The 15,840-nt window shown below is 69.8% G+C and carries 15 protein-coding genes; 7 read left to right on the top strand and 8 right to left on the bottom strand.

Translation table 11 applies throughout. The features are described 5' to 3' along the window. Positions 1-85: 85 nt before the first annotated feature. The 7 genes from V5F53_RS00600 to coxB form a co-directional block, all read right to left on the bottom strand. The gene (locus V5F53_RS00600; protein WP_393995844.1) at positions 86-475 is read right to left on the bottom strand and encodes a DUF983 domain-containing protein; all 390 of its coding nucleotides are present in this window, start codon (positions 473-475) and stop codon (positions 86-88) included. An 11-nt stretch (positions 476-486) separates the two neighbouring features. Then, positions 487-1,332 (bottom strand): cytochrome c oxidase subunit 3, encoded by an 846-nt coding sequence (locus V5F53_RS00595; protein WP_393995843.1) that lies wholly within the window; start codon positions 1,330-1,332, stop codon positions 487-489. 66 nt (positions 1,333-1,398) lie between these two features. Next, positions 1,399-1,980 (bottom strand): cytochrome c oxidase assembly protein, encoded by a 582-nt coding sequence (locus V5F53_RS00590; protein ID WP_509212764.1) that lies wholly within the window; start codon positions 1,978-1,980, stop codon positions 1,399-1,401. Positions 1,981-2,077: 97 nt separating this feature from the next. Then, positions 2,078-2,248: a cytochrome c oxidase system small membrane protein gene (locus tag V5F53_RS00585; RefSeq protein ID WP_509213018.1), complete on the bottom strand. Its 171-nt coding sequence runs from the start codon at positions 2,246-2,248 to the stop codon at positions 2,078-2,080. 110 nt (positions 2,249-2,358) lie between these two features. Next, positions 2,359-3,288 carry a heme o synthase gene (locus V5F53_RS00580; RefSeq protein WP_393995950.1) on the bottom strand — a complete coding sequence of 310 codons (930 nt, stop codon included), beginning with the start codon at positions 3,286-3,288 and terminating at the stop codon, positions 2,359-2,361. 118 nt (positions 3,289-3,406) lie between these two features. After that, positions 3,407-5,011, bottom strand: a complete 1,605-nt coding sequence (gene ctaD, locus V5F53_RS00575; protein ID WP_393995841.1) for a cytochrome c oxidase subunit I — start codon at positions 5,009-5,011, stop codon at positions 3,407-3,409. A gap of 183 nt (positions 5,012-5,194) precedes the next feature. Then, positions 5,195-6,031, bottom strand: coding sequence for a cytochrome c oxidase subunit II (coxB, locus tag V5F53_RS00570; RefSeq protein WP_393995949.1), 837 nt, complete (start codon positions 6,029-6,031; stop codon positions 5,195-5,197). A gap of 559 nt (positions 6,032-6,590) precedes the next feature. On the opposite strand from coxB, the gene V5F53_RS00565 reads away from it, so the two are divergent. The 3 genes from V5F53_RS00565 (at position 6,591) to V5F53_RS00555 (ending at position 10,646) form a co-directional block, all read left to right on the top strand. Next, complete coding sequence (locus V5F53_RS00565) at positions 6,591-7,178, top strand: invasion associated locus B family protein (protein WP_393995840.1); 588 nt, start codon at positions 6,591-6,593, stop codon at positions 7,176-7,178. Positions 7,179-7,449: 271 nt separating this feature from the next. Further along, positions 7,450-9,291 (top strand): monovalent cation:proton antiporter-2 (CPA2) family protein, encoded by a 1,842-nt coding sequence (locus V5F53_RS00560; RefSeq protein ID WP_393995839.1) that lies wholly within the window; start codon positions 7,450-7,452, stop codon positions 9,289-9,291. Positions 9,292-9,593: 302 nt separating this feature from the next. Next, positions 9,594-10,646: a DUF937 domain-containing protein gene (locus tag V5F53_RS00555; protein WP_393995838.1), complete on the top strand. Its 1,053-nt coding sequence runs from the start codon at positions 9,594-9,596 to the stop codon at positions 10,644-10,646. 88 nt (positions 10,647-10,734) lie between these two features. Here V5F53_RS00555 and V5F53_RS00550 read toward each other — a convergent pair whose 3' ends face one another. Next, positions 10,735-11,061, bottom strand: coding sequence for a DUF1127 domain-containing protein (locus V5F53_RS00550; protein ID WP_393995837.1), 327 nt, complete (start codon positions 11,059-11,061; stop codon positions 10,735-10,737). Positions 11,062-11,290: 229 nt separating this feature from the next. Between V5F53_RS00550 and V5F53_RS00545 the strand changes: the two genes are divergently transcribed. The 4 genes from V5F53_RS00545 (at position 11,291) to sseA (ending at position 15,809) form a co-directional block, all read left to right on the top strand. Next, positions 11,291-12,172 (top strand): LysR substrate-binding domain-containing protein, encoded by an 882-nt coding sequence (locus tag V5F53_RS00545; protein WP_393995836.1) that lies wholly within the window; start codon positions 11,291-11,293, stop codon positions 12,170-12,172. 105 nt (positions 12,173-12,277) lie between these two features. Further along, entirely contained in the window at positions 12,278-13,714 is a 1,437-nt protein-coding gene (locus V5F53_RS00540; protein ID WP_393995835.1) for a cryptochrome/photolyase family protein, read from the top strand. A gap of 76 nt (positions 13,715-13,790) precedes the next feature. Beyond that, positions 13,791-14,819, top strand: coding sequence for a cysteine synthase A (locus V5F53_RS00535; RefSeq protein ID WP_393995834.1), 1,029 nt, complete (start codon positions 13,791-13,793; stop codon positions 14,817-14,819). A 150-nt stretch (positions 14,820-14,969) separates the two neighbouring features. Then, positions 14,970-15,809: a 3-mercaptopyruvate sulfurtransferase gene (sseA, locus tag V5F53_RS00530; RefSeq protein ID WP_393995833.1), complete on the top strand. Its 840-nt coding sequence runs from the start codon at positions 14,970-14,972 to the stop codon at positions 15,807-15,809. The last annotated feature ends 31 nt before the right edge of the window (positions 15,810-15,840 follow it).

Raw genomic sequence — 15,840 nt, 5'->3', positions numbered from 1 at the left:
CCCAGCCCCCTCCAGCCGGAGGAAGCGGCGAGAGCCCGCGCGCCTGGCGCGCCGCCGGCGACACCGGGCGCGCGAGGCTCCGCTCTCATGGCGGGTCACCCCGGTCCAGGCGCCCTTCCGCCGCGCGGTTGCGGTATTGCAGCGCCACCAGCACGCCCTTGAACGGCCGCAGCAGGCCGAGCGTCACCCCCAGAATGGCCGGCCCCCACAGCACCGCGTGCAACCACAGCGGCGGCGCGTAGGCCGCCTCCACCGCCAGCGCCAGCGCCACCACCACGAAGCCGCCAATGAGGATGACGAACACCGCCGGCCCGTCGCCGGCATCGGCGAAGCCATAGTCGAGCCCGCACACCGGGCAGGCCGGCGCCAGGGTGATGAAGCCCCGGAACAGGCGCCCCTTGCCGCAGCGCGGGCAGCGGCCCAGGAGGCCGGCGACGAGGGGCGCCGGCGCGCCCCGGTCCGGTTCATCGGGCATCCTCGCCTCCGTCAGTGGGAGGCGATGCCGATGGAGCCCCAGACATAGATGAAGGCGAACAGGAACACCCACACCACGTCCACGAAATGCCAGTACCAGGCGGCCGCCTCGAACCCGAAATGACGTTCCGGCGTGAAATCCGCCTGATAGGCCCGCAGCAGGCAGACCGCCAGGAACAGCGTGCCGACGATCACGTGGAAGCCATGGAAGCCGGTGGCCATGAAGAAGGTGGCGCCATAGATGTTGCCGGCGAAATCGAAATGCGCGTGGGCATATTCATAGGCCTGCAGCAGCGAGAACAGCGCCCCGAGCCCCACCGTGCTCCACAGGCCCCATTTCAGCCCGTCGCGGTCGTTCTCCACCAGCGCGTGGTGGGCCCAGGTGAGGGTGGTGGCCGAGGTGAGCAGGATCAGCGTATTGAGCAGCGGCAGGTGCCAGGGGTCCAGGGTCTCGATGCCCTTGGGCGGCCAGGCCCCGCCGGTGACCTCGGCGCGCTGGAAATTGATCGCTTCGCCGGTGAACAGGGAGGCGTCGAAGAAGGCCCAGAACCAGGCGACGAAGAACATCACCTCCGAGGCGATGAACAGGATCATGCCATAGCGCAGGCCCAGCACCACCACCCGGGTGTGAAAGCCCTGGTGGCCCTCGCGGATCACGTCGCGCCACCAGCCGAACATGGTGTAGGCGACGCCGAGGGCGCCGGCCAGCATGAGGAGGCGGGTGCCGCCGTGCATCCACACCACCGCCCCGGCAGTGAGGATGAGGGCGGAAACCGAGCCGACGATGGGCCAGGGGCTGGGCTCCACCATGTGGTAGTCGTGCTTCTTCACAGGGGCATGGACATCGGTATGGGCCATGGCGAACGGCCTCCCTTGCCGCGCGTTCGTGTTCAGGCCCGGCCCTCGCGCAGGACCGCGCCGCCTTCAGCCTCGCGGTGCGCGCACCGCCTGTTCCCCGCCGCCGCTCCCCGCGTCCCGGTCCCGCCCGTCGCCGGACGCCGCCTGCGTCCGCGCCGGAAAGAAGGTGTAGGACAGGGTGATCGCCGGCAGCGTCTTGAGATCCGGATCGTCCAGGATGGCCGGGTCCACATAGAAGGCCACCGGCATGTCGGCGGCCCCGTGGGGGCCCAGTTGCTGCGCCTCGAAGCAGAAGCACTGCATCTTGACGAAATAGGCGCCGGCCTGGGGCGGCGAGACGTTGTAGGTGGCGTTGCCCATTGTCTCCTCGCCCGAGGTGTTGCGGGCGGTGTAGTGGGCAAGGCTCGGCGCGCCGATCTTGACCACCGCCTCCCGCGCATCCGGCGCGAAGCGCCAGGGCAGGCCGGCCGCCACATTGGCATCGAAGCGGATGGTGATGTCGCGCGCCGTCCCCCCATCCGGCGCGCGCTGGGCCACCCGGGTGGCGCCACCAAAGCCGGTGAGCGCGCAGAAGGCGGCATAGAGCGGCACCGAGGCATAGGTGACGCCCACCATGGCGGCGATGAAGGCGGCGCAACACAGCGCCACCAGCCGATGCCGGCCCGCTCCGCCTCCGCCCCTGGTGCCCGTTCCGCCTGTGTCCATGGCCCGCCTCCGTTCTTGCGCCTCCGTCCTCGCGCCGTGCTCACAACGGCCGGCTCAGCACCCCCGGCCCGAGCTTGACGATGGTGACGGCGTAGAACAGCAGCGCCAGCGCCCCGAGTACGAGCGCGATGGCGACGCTCCGCGCCCGGCGTCGCCGCTGCTGCTCCGGCGTCAGCACCACGCCGTCGTCCGGCCCGGCCCGGCGCGGCAGGGGGATGACCTGCCCACCGCGGGCCGCTGCATTGGCACTGTCGCGCAGGCGTCGACGGCGCTCCTGCTCACCGACGGGCACCGCGCCCGGCTTGAGATTTCGACCACGCGTCACCACAGGCGCCCCTCCAGCACATGCGCCGCCAGCGCTTCCCCGAGCAGGGTCGCGAACAGCGCGAACAGGTAAAGAATGGAAAAGCCGAATAATCCCCGCGCCGCCTTCAGCGCCGCCTCGCCCCGCCGCACGCGGAACACCCGCCACGCGGCGCGCGCCATCAGCCCCCCCGCCGCGAGCGCCACCACGCCATAGACCGGCCCGGCAAGGCCCAGCAGCGCCGGGCTGACGGCCAGCGGCACCAGCACCAGAGTGTAGAGCAGGATTTGCAGGCGGGTCTGGTCCGGCCCCGCCACCACCGGCAGCATGGGCACGCCGGCCCGCGCGTAATCGTCCGAGCGGAACAGCGACAGCGCCCAGAAATGCGGCGGGGTCCAGAAGAAGATGATGGCCACCATCAGCACCGGCTCCAGCGACACCGTGCCGGCCGCCGCCGCCCAGGCCACCAAAGGCGGCAGAGCGCCGGCGAGGCCGCCGACGACGATGTTCTGCGGCGTCGCCCGCTTCAGCCACATGGAATAGACGACCACGTAGAAGAAGATGGTGAAGGCGAGCAGGGCGCCGGCCAGCAGGTTCGCCACCAGCCCCAGCACTCCCACCGCGAAAGCGGCCAGGGTCAGCCCGAACGCCAGCGCCTCGCCGGGCGTCACCCGGCCGGCGGGAATGGGCCGGCGCGCGGTGCGGGTCATCACCGCGTCGATGTCCGCGTCCCACCACATGTTGAGCGCGCCGGCCGCGCCCGCGCCCACGGCGATGCACAGCAGCGCGGCGAAGCCGAGCACGGGGTGGAGCTCCCCCGGCGCCCGCGCCAGCCCGGCCAGCGCGGTGAACACCACCAGCGACATCACCCGCGGCTTCAGCAGGGCGACATAGTCGCCGGGCGTGGCGAGGCCCGGCCCGGAGCGCACCCCGGCACCGTGGGACATGGACTGGCCGACGCTGATATCGCTCATGACGCAAACCCTCCCCACACGTTCAAGGGCGAGACGGCGGAGACTGGGAGGCGGCGGCGTCTGCCCGCGCCGCCACCTCCCGCCTCCATCCTCACCGGATCCGCGGCAGCACCTGGAACTGGTGGAACGGCGGCGGCGAGGACAAGGTCCACTCCAGCGTGGTGGCGCCCGGCCCCCACGGATTGTCGCCGGCCCGCTCCTTGCGCAGGAAGGCCAGCGTCGTCCCCGTGAGGAAAATGAGCACCGCGACGCCGGAAATGTAGGAGCCGACCGAGGACACGAAGTTCCAGGGGGCGAACGCGTCGGGATAGTCGGCATAGCGGCGCGGCATGCCGGCGAGGCCGAGGAAATGCTGGGGGAAGAAGATGAGGTTGACACCGACGAAGGTGACCCAGAAGTGCAGCTTGCCCCAGAATTCCGGAATCATGTATCCGCTCATCTTCGGGAACCAATAGTACCAGCCGGCGAAGATGGCGAATACCGCGCCCAGAGACAAAACATAATGGAAGTGCGCCACCACGTAGTAGGTATCGTGCAGCGAACGGTCGATGCCGGCATTGGACAGCACCACTCCGGTCACGCCGCCGACGGTGAACAGGAAGATGAAGCCGATGGCCCACAGCATGGGGGTGCGGAACTGGATGGAGCCGCCCCACATGGTGGCGATCCAGGAGAAGATCTTCACCCCCGTGGGCACCGCGATGATCATGGTCGCGGCGACGAAATAGGATTGCGTGCCGGCCGACAGGCCCACCGTGTACATGTGGTGCGCCCACACCACGAAACCGACCACGCCGATGGCCACCATCGCATAGGCCATGCCGAGATAGCCGAACACCGGCTTGCGCGCGAACGTGGAGACGATGTGGGAGATGATGCCGAAGCCCGGCAGGATGAGGATGTAGACCTCCGGGTGACCGAAGAACCAGAACAGATGCTGGAACAGGATGGGGTCGCCACCGCCCGCCGGATCGAAGAAGGTGGTGCCGAAATTGCGGTCGGTGAGCAGCATGGTGATGGCGCCCGCCAGCACCGGCAGCGACAGCAGCAGCAGGAAGCCGGTGACGAGCTGCGACCACACGAACAGCGGCATCTTGTGCAGCGTCATGCCGGGGGCGCGCATGTTGAAGATGGTGGTGATGAGATTGATGGCGCCGAGCAGCGAGGACACGCCGGCCAGGTGCAAGGCGAAGATCAGCAGGTCCATCGCCGGGCCGGGATGGCCGGTCTTGGAGGACAAGGGCGGATAGATGGTCCACCCGCCGCCGAAGCCGTTGGAACCCGGCGCCCCCTCCACGAACAGGGAGGAGAGCGCCAGGATGAAGGCCGGCGGCAGCAGCCAGAAGGCAATGTTGTTGATGCGCGGGAAAGCGGTGTCCGGCGCGCCGATCATGAGGGGCGCGAAATAATTGCCGTAGCCGCCGATCAGCGCCGGCATCACCATGAAGAAGATCATGATGAGGCCATGGGCCGTGGTGAAGACGTTGAACACCTGCGGATCGGCGAAGATCTGCATGCCCGGCTGCTGCAGCTCCATGCGGATGGCGATGGACAGCGCGCCGCCCACGATCCCCGCGACGATGGCGAAGACCAGGTACATCAGGCCGATGTCCTTGTGGTTGGTGGAGAACAGCCAGCGCCGCCACCCGCTGGGGATGGGGGCGTGATCGGCGTCGGATAACGCATAAATGGCCATGCCCTGGTCCTTCCCTTGCGCGGGCGCCGCGCCCGCCGACCCGGCCCCCTCGGGATTCTGACGCCCGATGGAGGCCCGCGGCCCCTCTGGTCTTCGGCTGCGGAAGCCGGGGCGAATGCGCCCTGGCCATGCCGGACGCCCCACACGCGGGAGCGTCGAGCGGACGACGGCTGCGCTCGCGCGTCAGCGCGCCTCGGCGAGACGCCCGGCGGCATCGAGGCTGGAGGCGAACTTGCCCTTGGCGCTCGCCACCCAGGCCTCGAAGTCCTTCTCGCTCACCGCCCGCACGGCAATGGGCATGAAGGCGTGGTCGCGCCCGCACAATTCCGAGCACTGGCCGTAATAGACGCCTTCTTTGGTGACCTTGAACCAGGTCTCGTTGAGCCGGCCCGGCAGCGCGTCGATCTTGATGCCGAAGGAGGGCACGGCGAACGAATGGATGACATCGGCGGCGGTGACCTGCATGCGGATCACCTTGTTCACCGGCACCACCACCTCATTGTCCACCGCCAGCAGGCGCGGCTGGCCGGGCTTCAATTCATTCTCCGGCACCAGCAGGGAATCGAACCCGAAACCGCCGTGGTCCGGATATTCATAGGACCAGTACCACTGGTGCCCCACCGCCTTCAGGGTGATGTCGGCGGTCGGCACCTTCAGTTCCAGGTGCAGCAGGCGGAACGAGGGAATGGCGATGGCCACCAGGATCATCACCGGCACCACCGTCCACGCCACCTCGATCAGCGTGTTGTGGCTGGTGCGCGAGGGCACCGGATTGGCCTTTTCGTTGAAGCGCAGCACCACGACGGCCAGCAGCACCAGAACGAACAGCACGATGGCGGTGATGATGACGAGCAGGAAGGTGTTGAAGGAATGGATGCTCTCCATCACCGGCGAGGCCGCGCCCTGCAGGTTCATCTGCCATGGAGAGGGTTGACCGGTTCCGGCGAAGGCGGCCGGACCGTGGAACAGCGCCGCGAAGAAACTCGACGCGGCGCAAGCGGCGGAGCCGTTGCGCGACATCATCTTGTTCGCCTCTTCCCTGCCTCGGCTATTGGCTGCCGATGTGCGTGCCCGTTTCGGGCGTCCTGGCTTTCGCCACATTTGCCGACTGTCCGCCGGTCATGCTCAGGCTGCCATCATCCCGAAAATTCGGCAAACACATTCGTCGCCGTCTTGCAATGCGTCGCAGCAATGCCGCAGTGCGACACAGTGGCGCTCAGCTCGCTGCAAGGCCCCGGAGGCCCGTCGGAATCCTATGAAAATCTGACTTTCATATTATTTCATAGGACGATAAGGGAACGCGACCGCACCTTGCCGGAGGGTAGGGCCACCCCTCCCCGCAGCTGCCGGAGAGACAAATTACCGCAGCTCGGCCACGCATGATCCTCGCCGCGACGCACACGCCGGCGGCGTGAAGAGCGGCACGGCAGCAGGGCGGACAGCGGCAGCGACGCCAGGGGAGAATCGCCCCATTGTTGACAGGAAGGCCTGGGCATTAAGGCAATCGTTGCGAAATGCCGCTATTCGAGATGAAGCTCGGCCCCTGGTCGAGGAGCTCGCAGCTTCCGGAGTCGTGTTGATGGTCGTGTCGTCCCGTGGTCTCCTCCTTTTCTCGGCCTCGCGCGGCGGAGCCGGGTGGCGGCCCTCGGCCTTCGCCCTCACGGGCGCCCTCAAGGGCCTGCTGCTGGCGGCTGCGCTGCTGATCGGCGCCGCCCAGGCCTCGAGCCCCGCCGCCGCCCAGGGCGTGGTGAAGTCCGTGCACGGGGAATGGCAGATCCGCTGCGACACCCCGCCCGGCGCCTCCGGCGAACAATGCGTGCTGCTGCAGTCCGTCCAGGCGGAAGACCGGCCCAACGTCGGCCTGACCGTGATCGTGCTGAAGACCGCCGACCAGAAAAGCCGCCTGCTGCGGGTGCTGGCGCCGCTCGGCGTGCTGCTGCCGGCCGGGCTCGGCCTCAAGATCGACGACCAGGACGTGGGCCGCGCCGGCTTCGTGCGCTGCCTGCCCAACGGCTGCGTGGCGGAGGTGGTGATGGACGACACGCTCATCTCCCGCCTCAAGACCGGCAAGCTCGCCACCTTCATCATCTTCCAGACCCCGGAGGAAGGCATCGGCGTGCCGCTCAGCCTCGACGGCTTCGGGCCGGGCTTCGATTCCCTTAAGTAAGGCCCGGCACGGGACCCGTGGCCGCGGGGCCGCAGCGCGGGCGTTTCGTCCGGCCGCCGCCGGCCCGCCCCACCCTCGGCACGGTTTGGACACGCTTTGATGCGCTCTTGAGCGCGCACTGGACAGGCGGCACCCCGTGCGGCCCGTTCGCATCCTGTTTCGAGCCCGGCGCATGCCGGCGGATCGGGGCTCGCGCCCGCCGCCCCGTGTCCGGGCGACGCGCTTTATTGGCCATGGGCCCGCCGGCAGCGGCGGCACGGGAGATTTACGGATGCACGGCGAGGATCACGCGCTGTTCGTCGCGGCGCTCGCGCTTCTGACCGCCGCCGTCATCTCGGTTCCCCTCGCCAAGCGCCTCGGCTTCTCTCCCATCGTCGGCTATCTGCTGGTGGGCATCGCGGTGGGGCCGGTGGGCTTCAATGTCGCCGACCCGTCGGTGGTGTCCACGGTGGCCGAGCTCGGCGTGGTGATGCTCCTGTTCCTGATCGGCCTGGAGCTGAAGCCGTCGCGGCTGCTCTCCATGGGGCGCTACATCTTTGGCCTGGGCGCGGCGCAATTGCTGCTGAGCGGGCTGGCCTTCGCGCTGCTCGCCTATTTCGTGTTCGGCTTCGGCATGGCGGCGGCGGTGGTCAGCGGCATGGCGCTGTCGGTGTCGGGCACCGCCATCGCCCTGCAACTGCTCAACGAGCGCGGCGACCTCGCCACCCCCTACGGCCAGCGCGCCTTCTCCATCCTGCTGTTCCAGGACATCGCGGTGGTGCCGCTGCTGGCGCTGGTGCCGCTGCTGGCGCCCGGCGAGAGCAAGTTCGCCGACGATCCCACGGCGGCGCTGCTGCGGGCGGGAACCGCCATCGTCGCCATCGCCGTGATCGTGGTGGCGGGGCGCTATCTGCTCAACCCCCTGTTCCGGGTGCTGGCGCGCTCCGGCGCGCGGGAGGCGATGACCGCGGCCGCCCTGCTGGTGGTGCTGGGCGCCGCCGGGCTGATGCAGGCGGCTGGCATGTCCATGGCCCTGGGCGCGTTCCTGGCCGGCCTGCTGTTGTCCGAATCCACCTTCCGCCACGAGCTGGAAGCCAATGTGGAGGCGTTCCGCGGCCTGTTGCTGGCCATGTTCTTCATGAGCGTGGGCATGTCGCTGAACATCTCGGTGGTGGTGCACAATGTGGGCCCGCTGCTGATCGCGACGCTGCTGGTGTCGGTGATGAAGTGCGTGGTGGTCTATTTCGTCTTCCGCAACGACAACATCGCCCCGCCACAATCGGCCCTGGCCTCGGTGGTGCTGCTCTCGGCGGGCGAGTTCGCCTTCGTGCTGTTTCCGCTGGGCCTCAACACCGGCATCCTGCAGCCGGCCCAGGCGGATTTGCTGATCGCGCTGGCCGCGCTCACCATGATCCTCGGCCCGCTTCTGTTCGCGGCCATGGGTCTGGTGCTGCCCCGCCTCTCGCGCCCGGCGCCGGAACCGGAGGCCGACGACTTCGCCGACGCCGACGGCTCGGTGCTGGTGATCGGCTTCGGCCGGTTCGGGCAGATCGTGTCCCAATGCCTGCTGGCCGAGGGCGTGAGCGTCACCATCATCGACAACGACGTGGAGATGATCCAGAGCGCCGGCCGGTTCGGGGTGCACATCTACTATGGCGACGGCACGCGCCTCGAAGTGCTGCGCGCCGCCGGGGCGGAAACCTGCAAGGTCATCTGCGTGTGCGTGGACGACAAGGAAGACGCCAACCGCATCGTCGAGGTGGTGAAGGGCTCCATTCCCGGCGCCAGGCTGTTCGTGCGCAGCTTCGATCGCATCCACTCCATGGAGCTGATGCGCCTCGGGGTGGATTACGAGATTCGCGAGACGCTGGAATCGGCGCTCGGCTTCGGCGGGCGCACGCTGCAGGCCCTGGGCATCGCTGCCGAGGCCGCCAATGCGCGCGTCGCCGACGTCCGGGCGCGGGACCGCGCGCGGCTGGAGCGGCAGCTGGTGGAAGGCATCTTCGTCGCGCCCGAGCTGCAGCGCGGCCGCAAGGTGGAGCCCGAGCCGCTCCATACCCCGGAAAAGCCGGCCCGGCCCCTCAATCCCGAGGCCCAGGACATCCTGGCCCACGAGACCGAGTTTTCCGGCTAAGCGCGTCCCCGGCGGCGATCCCTTCGTGATTTTGACGCCCCCATGGCGTAAAGTCCCCCGGCACGGGCAGGCGGCATCGCGCCGGCCCCGCCGGCCTGCGCGCGGGCGGCCCCCGGAGAGGGGGAATCCGCGCGCCAGCGCCCCGCTCGCCGGGCGCCCGCCCATCGGAGCGGTTGCAAAGGCAGCCAGGACACCCCAATGAGGTGTCGGAAAACGACACGCGCGCTCAGCGCGGATGAGGAAACAGACCGGAACCGCCGGGCGGCCCCTCAGCCGCCGGCATAACCGGCGAAGGAGGGTCTATGGATCAGTTCGTGGAGCTGCTGCGCGCCGCTCAAGGGGGACACGGGATGGAGAATCTTGCACGGGTCTATGGCCTGTCGACGCAGCAGGCCCAGGCTGTGGCCGAGGCCCTCATGCCCGCCTTCGCGGACGGCTTCCGCCACATCACCCAGTCGCCGGAGGCCATGGCCTCGCTGATGGCGCTGATGGTGAACGGTCCCTACGGCGCCTATTACGGCCAGCCGGCGAGCTACACGGCGCCTTATGCGCCTCCCCCCGCCGCCGCTCCGCCCCCGCCGCAACCGAACCTCAACCAAGTGGGGGTGGACGCCCTGAACGCGGTGTTCGGCTCCAACGAGGTCAGCCGCGCGGTGGCGAACCACGCGGCGGCCACCACCGGGCTCGGCGTGGCGGTGGTGCAGCAGATGCTTCCCACCTTCGCCAGCCTGTTCGTGGGCGGGCTCGCCAAGTCGCTCGCCGCGTCCGGCGCGCTGCAGACCATGACGGCGGCGATGCTAAGCCGGCTGCCCATCGGCCAGCCGGCGACGCGCCCCGCGCCCATCTCGTCCGGCAATCCCTGGATCGACGCCTTCCTCGCCTTCTCCACCACCACGGCGGCCAACGCCCCCTCCTACGCCTCGGGCAATCCCTGGGCGGACGCATTCGCGCGGGTGATGTTCCAGCAGGCGCCCGCCCCTGCCGCGCCGCAGGCCCGTGCCAATCCGGCCCACGCGTGGCAGGACGTGGTCAACGCCATGACCAGCACCCTCGCCCAGGCCGGCGCCCCGCCGGCCAGCACCTACGCGCCGCCGCCTCCGCCGCAGCCCGCGCCGCAGCCGGCGCCGGACGCCGCGGCCAACCCGCTGCAGCCGTTCCAGGACTTCTTCGCGAAGATGTTCGCGCAGGGCTTTCCGCCGACCTTCCCGGCCGCCACCGGCACCGAGCGCCCGCCCTACGCCTTCCCCGAATTCTGGCTGGACATGCTGGCCCGCGGGCGCCCGGCAACGCCGGAAGCGGAGATCCTGCCGCCCGAAAAGCCCCGGCTGGTGCGCAAGGACAGCGATTCAAAATAGGCACAAAAAAGACCCGCGCCGGTTGCGGTCGGCGCGGGTCCAGCAGCGGCGGGTCCGAGGGGCGTGCCCGCCGAATCTCGTGAAGGTGTCAGTCGCGGCCCTGCTCGCGCCGCGCCAGACGCAGGGCCGCCCGGCGCTCGGTGGCGCGCAGAACCAGGACCAAGGTGGGGTCGGCCCCGACGGGGGCGCCGATCGCATCCCGGATATCAGCCCGGGTGATGCCGATGTCCCGCAGCATGTGATCGTCAAGGGCGGCGAGATCGGCCATCACCTGACGACGCTCGAAGGCGCGCCCGGCGGCGTCCAGCCAGCGCTTGGCCTGACCGGCCACCGCGAGGACATTCAGCACCAGGAAAGCTATTCCCTCGCCCACCGGGGCGACGCTGATTCTGCGGGTTTCGCCATGCGCGCTCATCGTCATCTCCTTCACCGCGACACGATCTGCCGCTCTCCTTTTCCAGGGGCTGGGCGGCGTGGGCAGCCGCCCGATCTCACGCCCCACGGCTTCGACGCGGTCCTTTCTGCCCGGCGCGGGAGGATCACGCTAGCGAATGTTATTCATCCCAGATATCATCAGACGTGATGAATGAGCGGAGCATCTCCGCCAACGGCGGCGGTCGCGCACGCCACAGTCGGGAACCGCCATGGCCGTCCTGCTCGACCCGGACCAGCTTCGCACCTTCGTCGCCATCGCCGAAACCGGCAGCTTCACCCGCGCCGCGGAGGTGGTGCACAAGACCCAGTCCGCCGTGTCCATGCAGATGAAGCGGCTGGAGGACCGCGTCGGCCGCGCGATCTTCGCCCGTGACGGGCGCGCCTCGCGCCTGACGGAGGATGGCGAGCGGCTGCTCGATTTCGCCCGGCGCATCGTCAGGCTGAACGTGGAGGCGCTCTCCAGCTTCGCCGATGCGGAACTGTCGGGCCGCGTGTGCCTGGGCGTGCCGGACGACTATGCCGACCGCTACCTGCCGGACATCATGGCGCGCTTCTCCCGCACCCATCCCTCGGTGGAGCTGACGGTGATCTGCGAGCCCACCAGCGAGCTGGTGCAGCGCATCGCCGCCGGCACCATCGACCTCGCCATCATCACCGCCACCGAGATCACCGCCCGCAACGCCCAGGTGATCCGCCGCGAGCGGCTGATGTGGGTGACCTCGGCACGCCACGCGGTGCACCAGGAAACGGTGGTGCCGCTGGCGCTCGGTCGCACCACCTGCCAATGGCGCGACATCGCGGTGACGCGGCTGGCCACCGCCGGCCGGGGGCATCGCATCCTCTATTCCAGCCCCAACAGCGGCGCGGTGGCGGCGGCGGTGCTGTCCGGCCTCGCGGTCTCGGTGTTTCCCGAATCGGCGCTGCGCCCGGGCATGCGGGTGCTGGGCACCGCCGACGGCTTTCCGGCGCTGCCACCCTGCGACATCGGCCTGCTGCGCAACCGCCACGAGCCCTCGCCGCTCGCCGACGCCCTGGCCCAGCACGTGATCCAGGGCCTCGACAACCTCACGGAGCAGGACGCCGCGCAATAGTCATCGCCCCGCGGCCGGCGCGTTTCAGGGGATGGGCGGGCGGCGGGCCTTGCGCGGGCCGACAAACGGCGGAAAGCTCATCCTCCCTGCCCTCGCGAGCCCCTGATGACGCGCCCCCCCGCCCTGATCTGGTTCCGCGACGACCTGCGCCTGTCCGACAATCCCGCGCTGGAGGCCGCGCGCGCCAGCGGGCGACCGCTCGCCGCCCTGTTCGTGCTGGACGAAGAGGCCCCCGGCCTGCGCGCCCTCGGCGGGGCAGCGCGCTGGTGGCTGGCCGGGGCACTGCGGGCACTTGGCGCCCGGCTGGCACAGCACGGGCTCACGCTGGCGCTTCGGCGGGGTCCGGCCACTCGCGTCGTGCCGCAGGCGGCGGCCGAGCTCGGCGCCGCGCTCGTGGTGTTCAACCATCGCCCCGGCGCCGCCGAGGCCAAGGTGGACGAGGCGGTGACCGCCCGGCTGCGCCAGGAAGAGCGGCAGGTGGAGCGCTTCTGGGCTCACCTGCTGCATGCGCCCGGCACCGTCACCGCCGCAACCGGACGCCTGCCGCGCACTTTCGCCGCCTTTCACCGCGCCGCCTTGCGGCTTCCCCCGCCGGGCCCGCCCCTGCCACCGCCCGGCCCGCTGCCAGCGGCGGCGCCCCTTCCCGGGGAGGCGCTGGAGGCTTTCGGCCTTGAGCCGGAGCATCCGGACTGGGCCGGCGGCCTGCGCCTGGCCTGGCATCCCGGCGAGCGCGCCGCCCAGGCGCGCCTCGCCGCCTTCGTCGCCGAAGGCCTTCCCGGCTATGCGGAGGGCCGCGATCATCCCGGCGCGCCTCACGCCTCGCGCCTGTCGCCGCATCTGCGTTTCGGCGAGCTCTCGCCGCGCCAGGTGCTGGCGGCCGTGGAACAGGCCCGGGCCGAGGGCGCGGTGCCGGCGGACGACGCGGCCAAGTTCCTGGCCGAGCTCTATTGGCGCGAATTCAGCCACCACCTGCTGGCGGCCGAGCCGGACCTCGCCCGGCGCAACATCCAGGGCGCCTTCGACGCCTTCCCCTGGCGCGAATGCCCCGGCGAGTTGAAGGCGTGGCAGCGCGGGCGCACCGGCTATCCCCTGGTGGATGCCGGCCTGCGCGAGCTGTGGCAGACGGGATGGATGCACAACCGGGTGCGAATGGTGGTGGCATCGTTCCTGGCCAAGCACCTGCTCATCGACTGGCGCGCCGGCGAGGCCTGGTTCTGGGACACGCTGGTGGACGCCGACCCCGCGAGCAATCCGGCGAGCTGGCAATGGGTGGCGGGAACCGGGCTCGACGCCGCGCCCTATTTCCGCATCTTCAACCCGGTGCTGCAGGGGGAAAAGTTCGACCCCAACGGTGCCTATGTCCGGCGTTTCGTGCCGGAGCTGGCACGCCTGCCGGCCGCTCTCATCCACAAGCCCTGGACCGCGGACGCCGCCACCCTGCGTGCCGCCGGCATCAGCCTCGGCACCACCTATCCTCGCCCCCTGGTGGACCACGCGGCGGCGCGGGACCGCGCCTTGCGGGCGCTCAAATCCACACAATGATGATGGATGTTATGTCTTGATACAGCCCACTGCGTGGGTTAGCCTGGGATCAGTTTGCTTGAAGGCTTAATCGATCATGATCCGTAATGGTCTTGTGGAATCCATTGGCAACACGCCCCTCATTCGTCTGAAGCGCGCCTCGGAGGCAACCGGCTGCGAGATTCTCGCCAAGGCCGAGTTCCTCAATCCGGGACAATCGGTGAAGGATCGCGCGGCGCTCGGCATCATCCAGGACGCCATCGCCCGCGGCTCCCTGAAGCCCGGCGGCGTGATCGTCGAAGGCACCGCCGGCAATACCGGCATCGGCCTGGCGCTGGTGGCCGCCCCGTTCGGCTTCCGCACTGTCATCGTCATTCCCGAGACCCAGTCCCAGGAAAAGAAGGACATGATCCGGCTCGCCGGCGCCACGCTGGTGGAGGTGCCGGCCGCGCCCTATTCCAACCCCAACAATTACGTGAGGTATTCCGGCCGCCTCGCCGAGGCGCTCGCCAAGACCGAGCCCAACGGCGCCATCTGGGCCAACCAGTTCGACAACGTGGCCAACCGTCAGGCCCATATCGACACCACCGGCCCGGAAATCTATGCCCAGACGGACGGCAAGGTGGACGGCTTCATCTGCGCGGTGGGCTCGGGCGGCACCCTGGCCGGCATCGGCATCGCCCTGAAGGAGCGCAACAAGGCCATCCAGATCGGCCTTGCCGACCCGCCCGGCGCCGCGCTCTATTCCTATTACACCTCGGGTCAGCTCCACGCCGAGGGCTCCTCCATCACCGAGGGCATCGGCCAGGGCCGCATCACCGCCAACCTGGAGGGGGCGCCGGTGGACATCGCCTTCCAGATCCCGGATGAGGAATCGGTCCCGATCGTGTTCGACCTGCTGGAGCACGAGGGCCTGTGCGTGGGCGGCTCGTCGGGCGTGAACGTGGCGGGCGCCATCCGCCTGGCGCGCGAGATGGGCCCCGGGCACACCATCGTCACCATCCTGTGCGACTACGGCACCCGCTACCAGTCCAAGCTGTTCAACCCGGAGTTCCTGCGCTCCAAGAGCCTGCCCGTGCCCGGCTGGCTGGAGCGCAAGGCCGAGGTGCCCAGCGTCTTCCTCTGATCCCCTGCGACGCCGGAGCTGTGGATGACCGCTCCGGTGCCCGCCCGCCCCACGGGCCACACGCCCCCACGATGGGCGATAATCCTCGATGATGGCTCCGGGCGCTGGGCGCAGCGGCGCCATTCGACGCGCGGATAAGGAGAACCTGCCATGGCCGACAGCTCGCCCTTCGTCTCCACCGAATGGCTCGCCGCCAACCTGGGCGCGCCGGACCTCGTGGTGGTGGACGGCTCCTGGCACATGCCGAACACCGGGCGCAGCGGGGCCGGGGAGTTCGAGCAGCAGCACATTCCCGGCGCGGTCTATTTCGACCTCGACACCATTGCCGACCACTCCACCGATCTGCCGCACATGCTGCCGGACCCGCACAGCTTCGCCCAGGCGGTGGGGGCGCTGGGCATCGGCGACGGCCTCAGGGTGGTGGTCTATGACAGCGCCGGCCTGTTTTCCGCCGCCCGCGTGTGGTGGACCCTGCGCGCCTTCGGCGCCACCGACGTGAAGATCCTCGACGGCGGCCTCGCCAAGTGGCTCGCCGAGGAGCGGGCGGTGGACAGCGGCCCGGCCCGCCGCGCGCCGGCCAGCTTCACCGCCCGGCTCGACCATTCCATCGTCGCCGACATCAACACCGTCGAGCGCGCCCTTGCCAGCGGCAGCGCCCAGGTGCTCGACGCCCGCAACGAGGCCCGCTTCCGGGGCGAGGCGCCCGAGCCCCGCGCCGGCCTGCCCTCCGGCCACATGCCCGGCGCCTTCAACCTGCCCTATGGCAAGCTGTTGAAAGACGGCCGCCTGCTGCCCCCGGATGAGGTGCGCCCCATCGTCGAGGCCAGCGGGCTCGACCTGTCGCGGCCGGTCATCACCTCCTGCGGCTCGGGCGTCACCGCCGCCATCCTTTGGGTGGCGCTGGAAACCATCGGCAAGCGCCCGCAGGCGCTCTACGACGGCTCCTGGACCGAGTGGGGTGCCAGCGGCAAGCCTATCGCGGTGGGCTGAGCCGGGCGCCGTCACGCCGGTGCGCGGCGGT

The sequence above is a fragment of the Xanthobacter cornucopiae genome, assembly GCF_043195065.2.
GTDB lineage: Bacteria > Pseudomonadota > Alphaproteobacteria > Rhizobiales > Xanthobacteraceae > Xanthobacter.
Note: the sequence above shows the minus strand (reverse complement) of the source record. Positions and strands in the feature narration are given on the sequence as shown.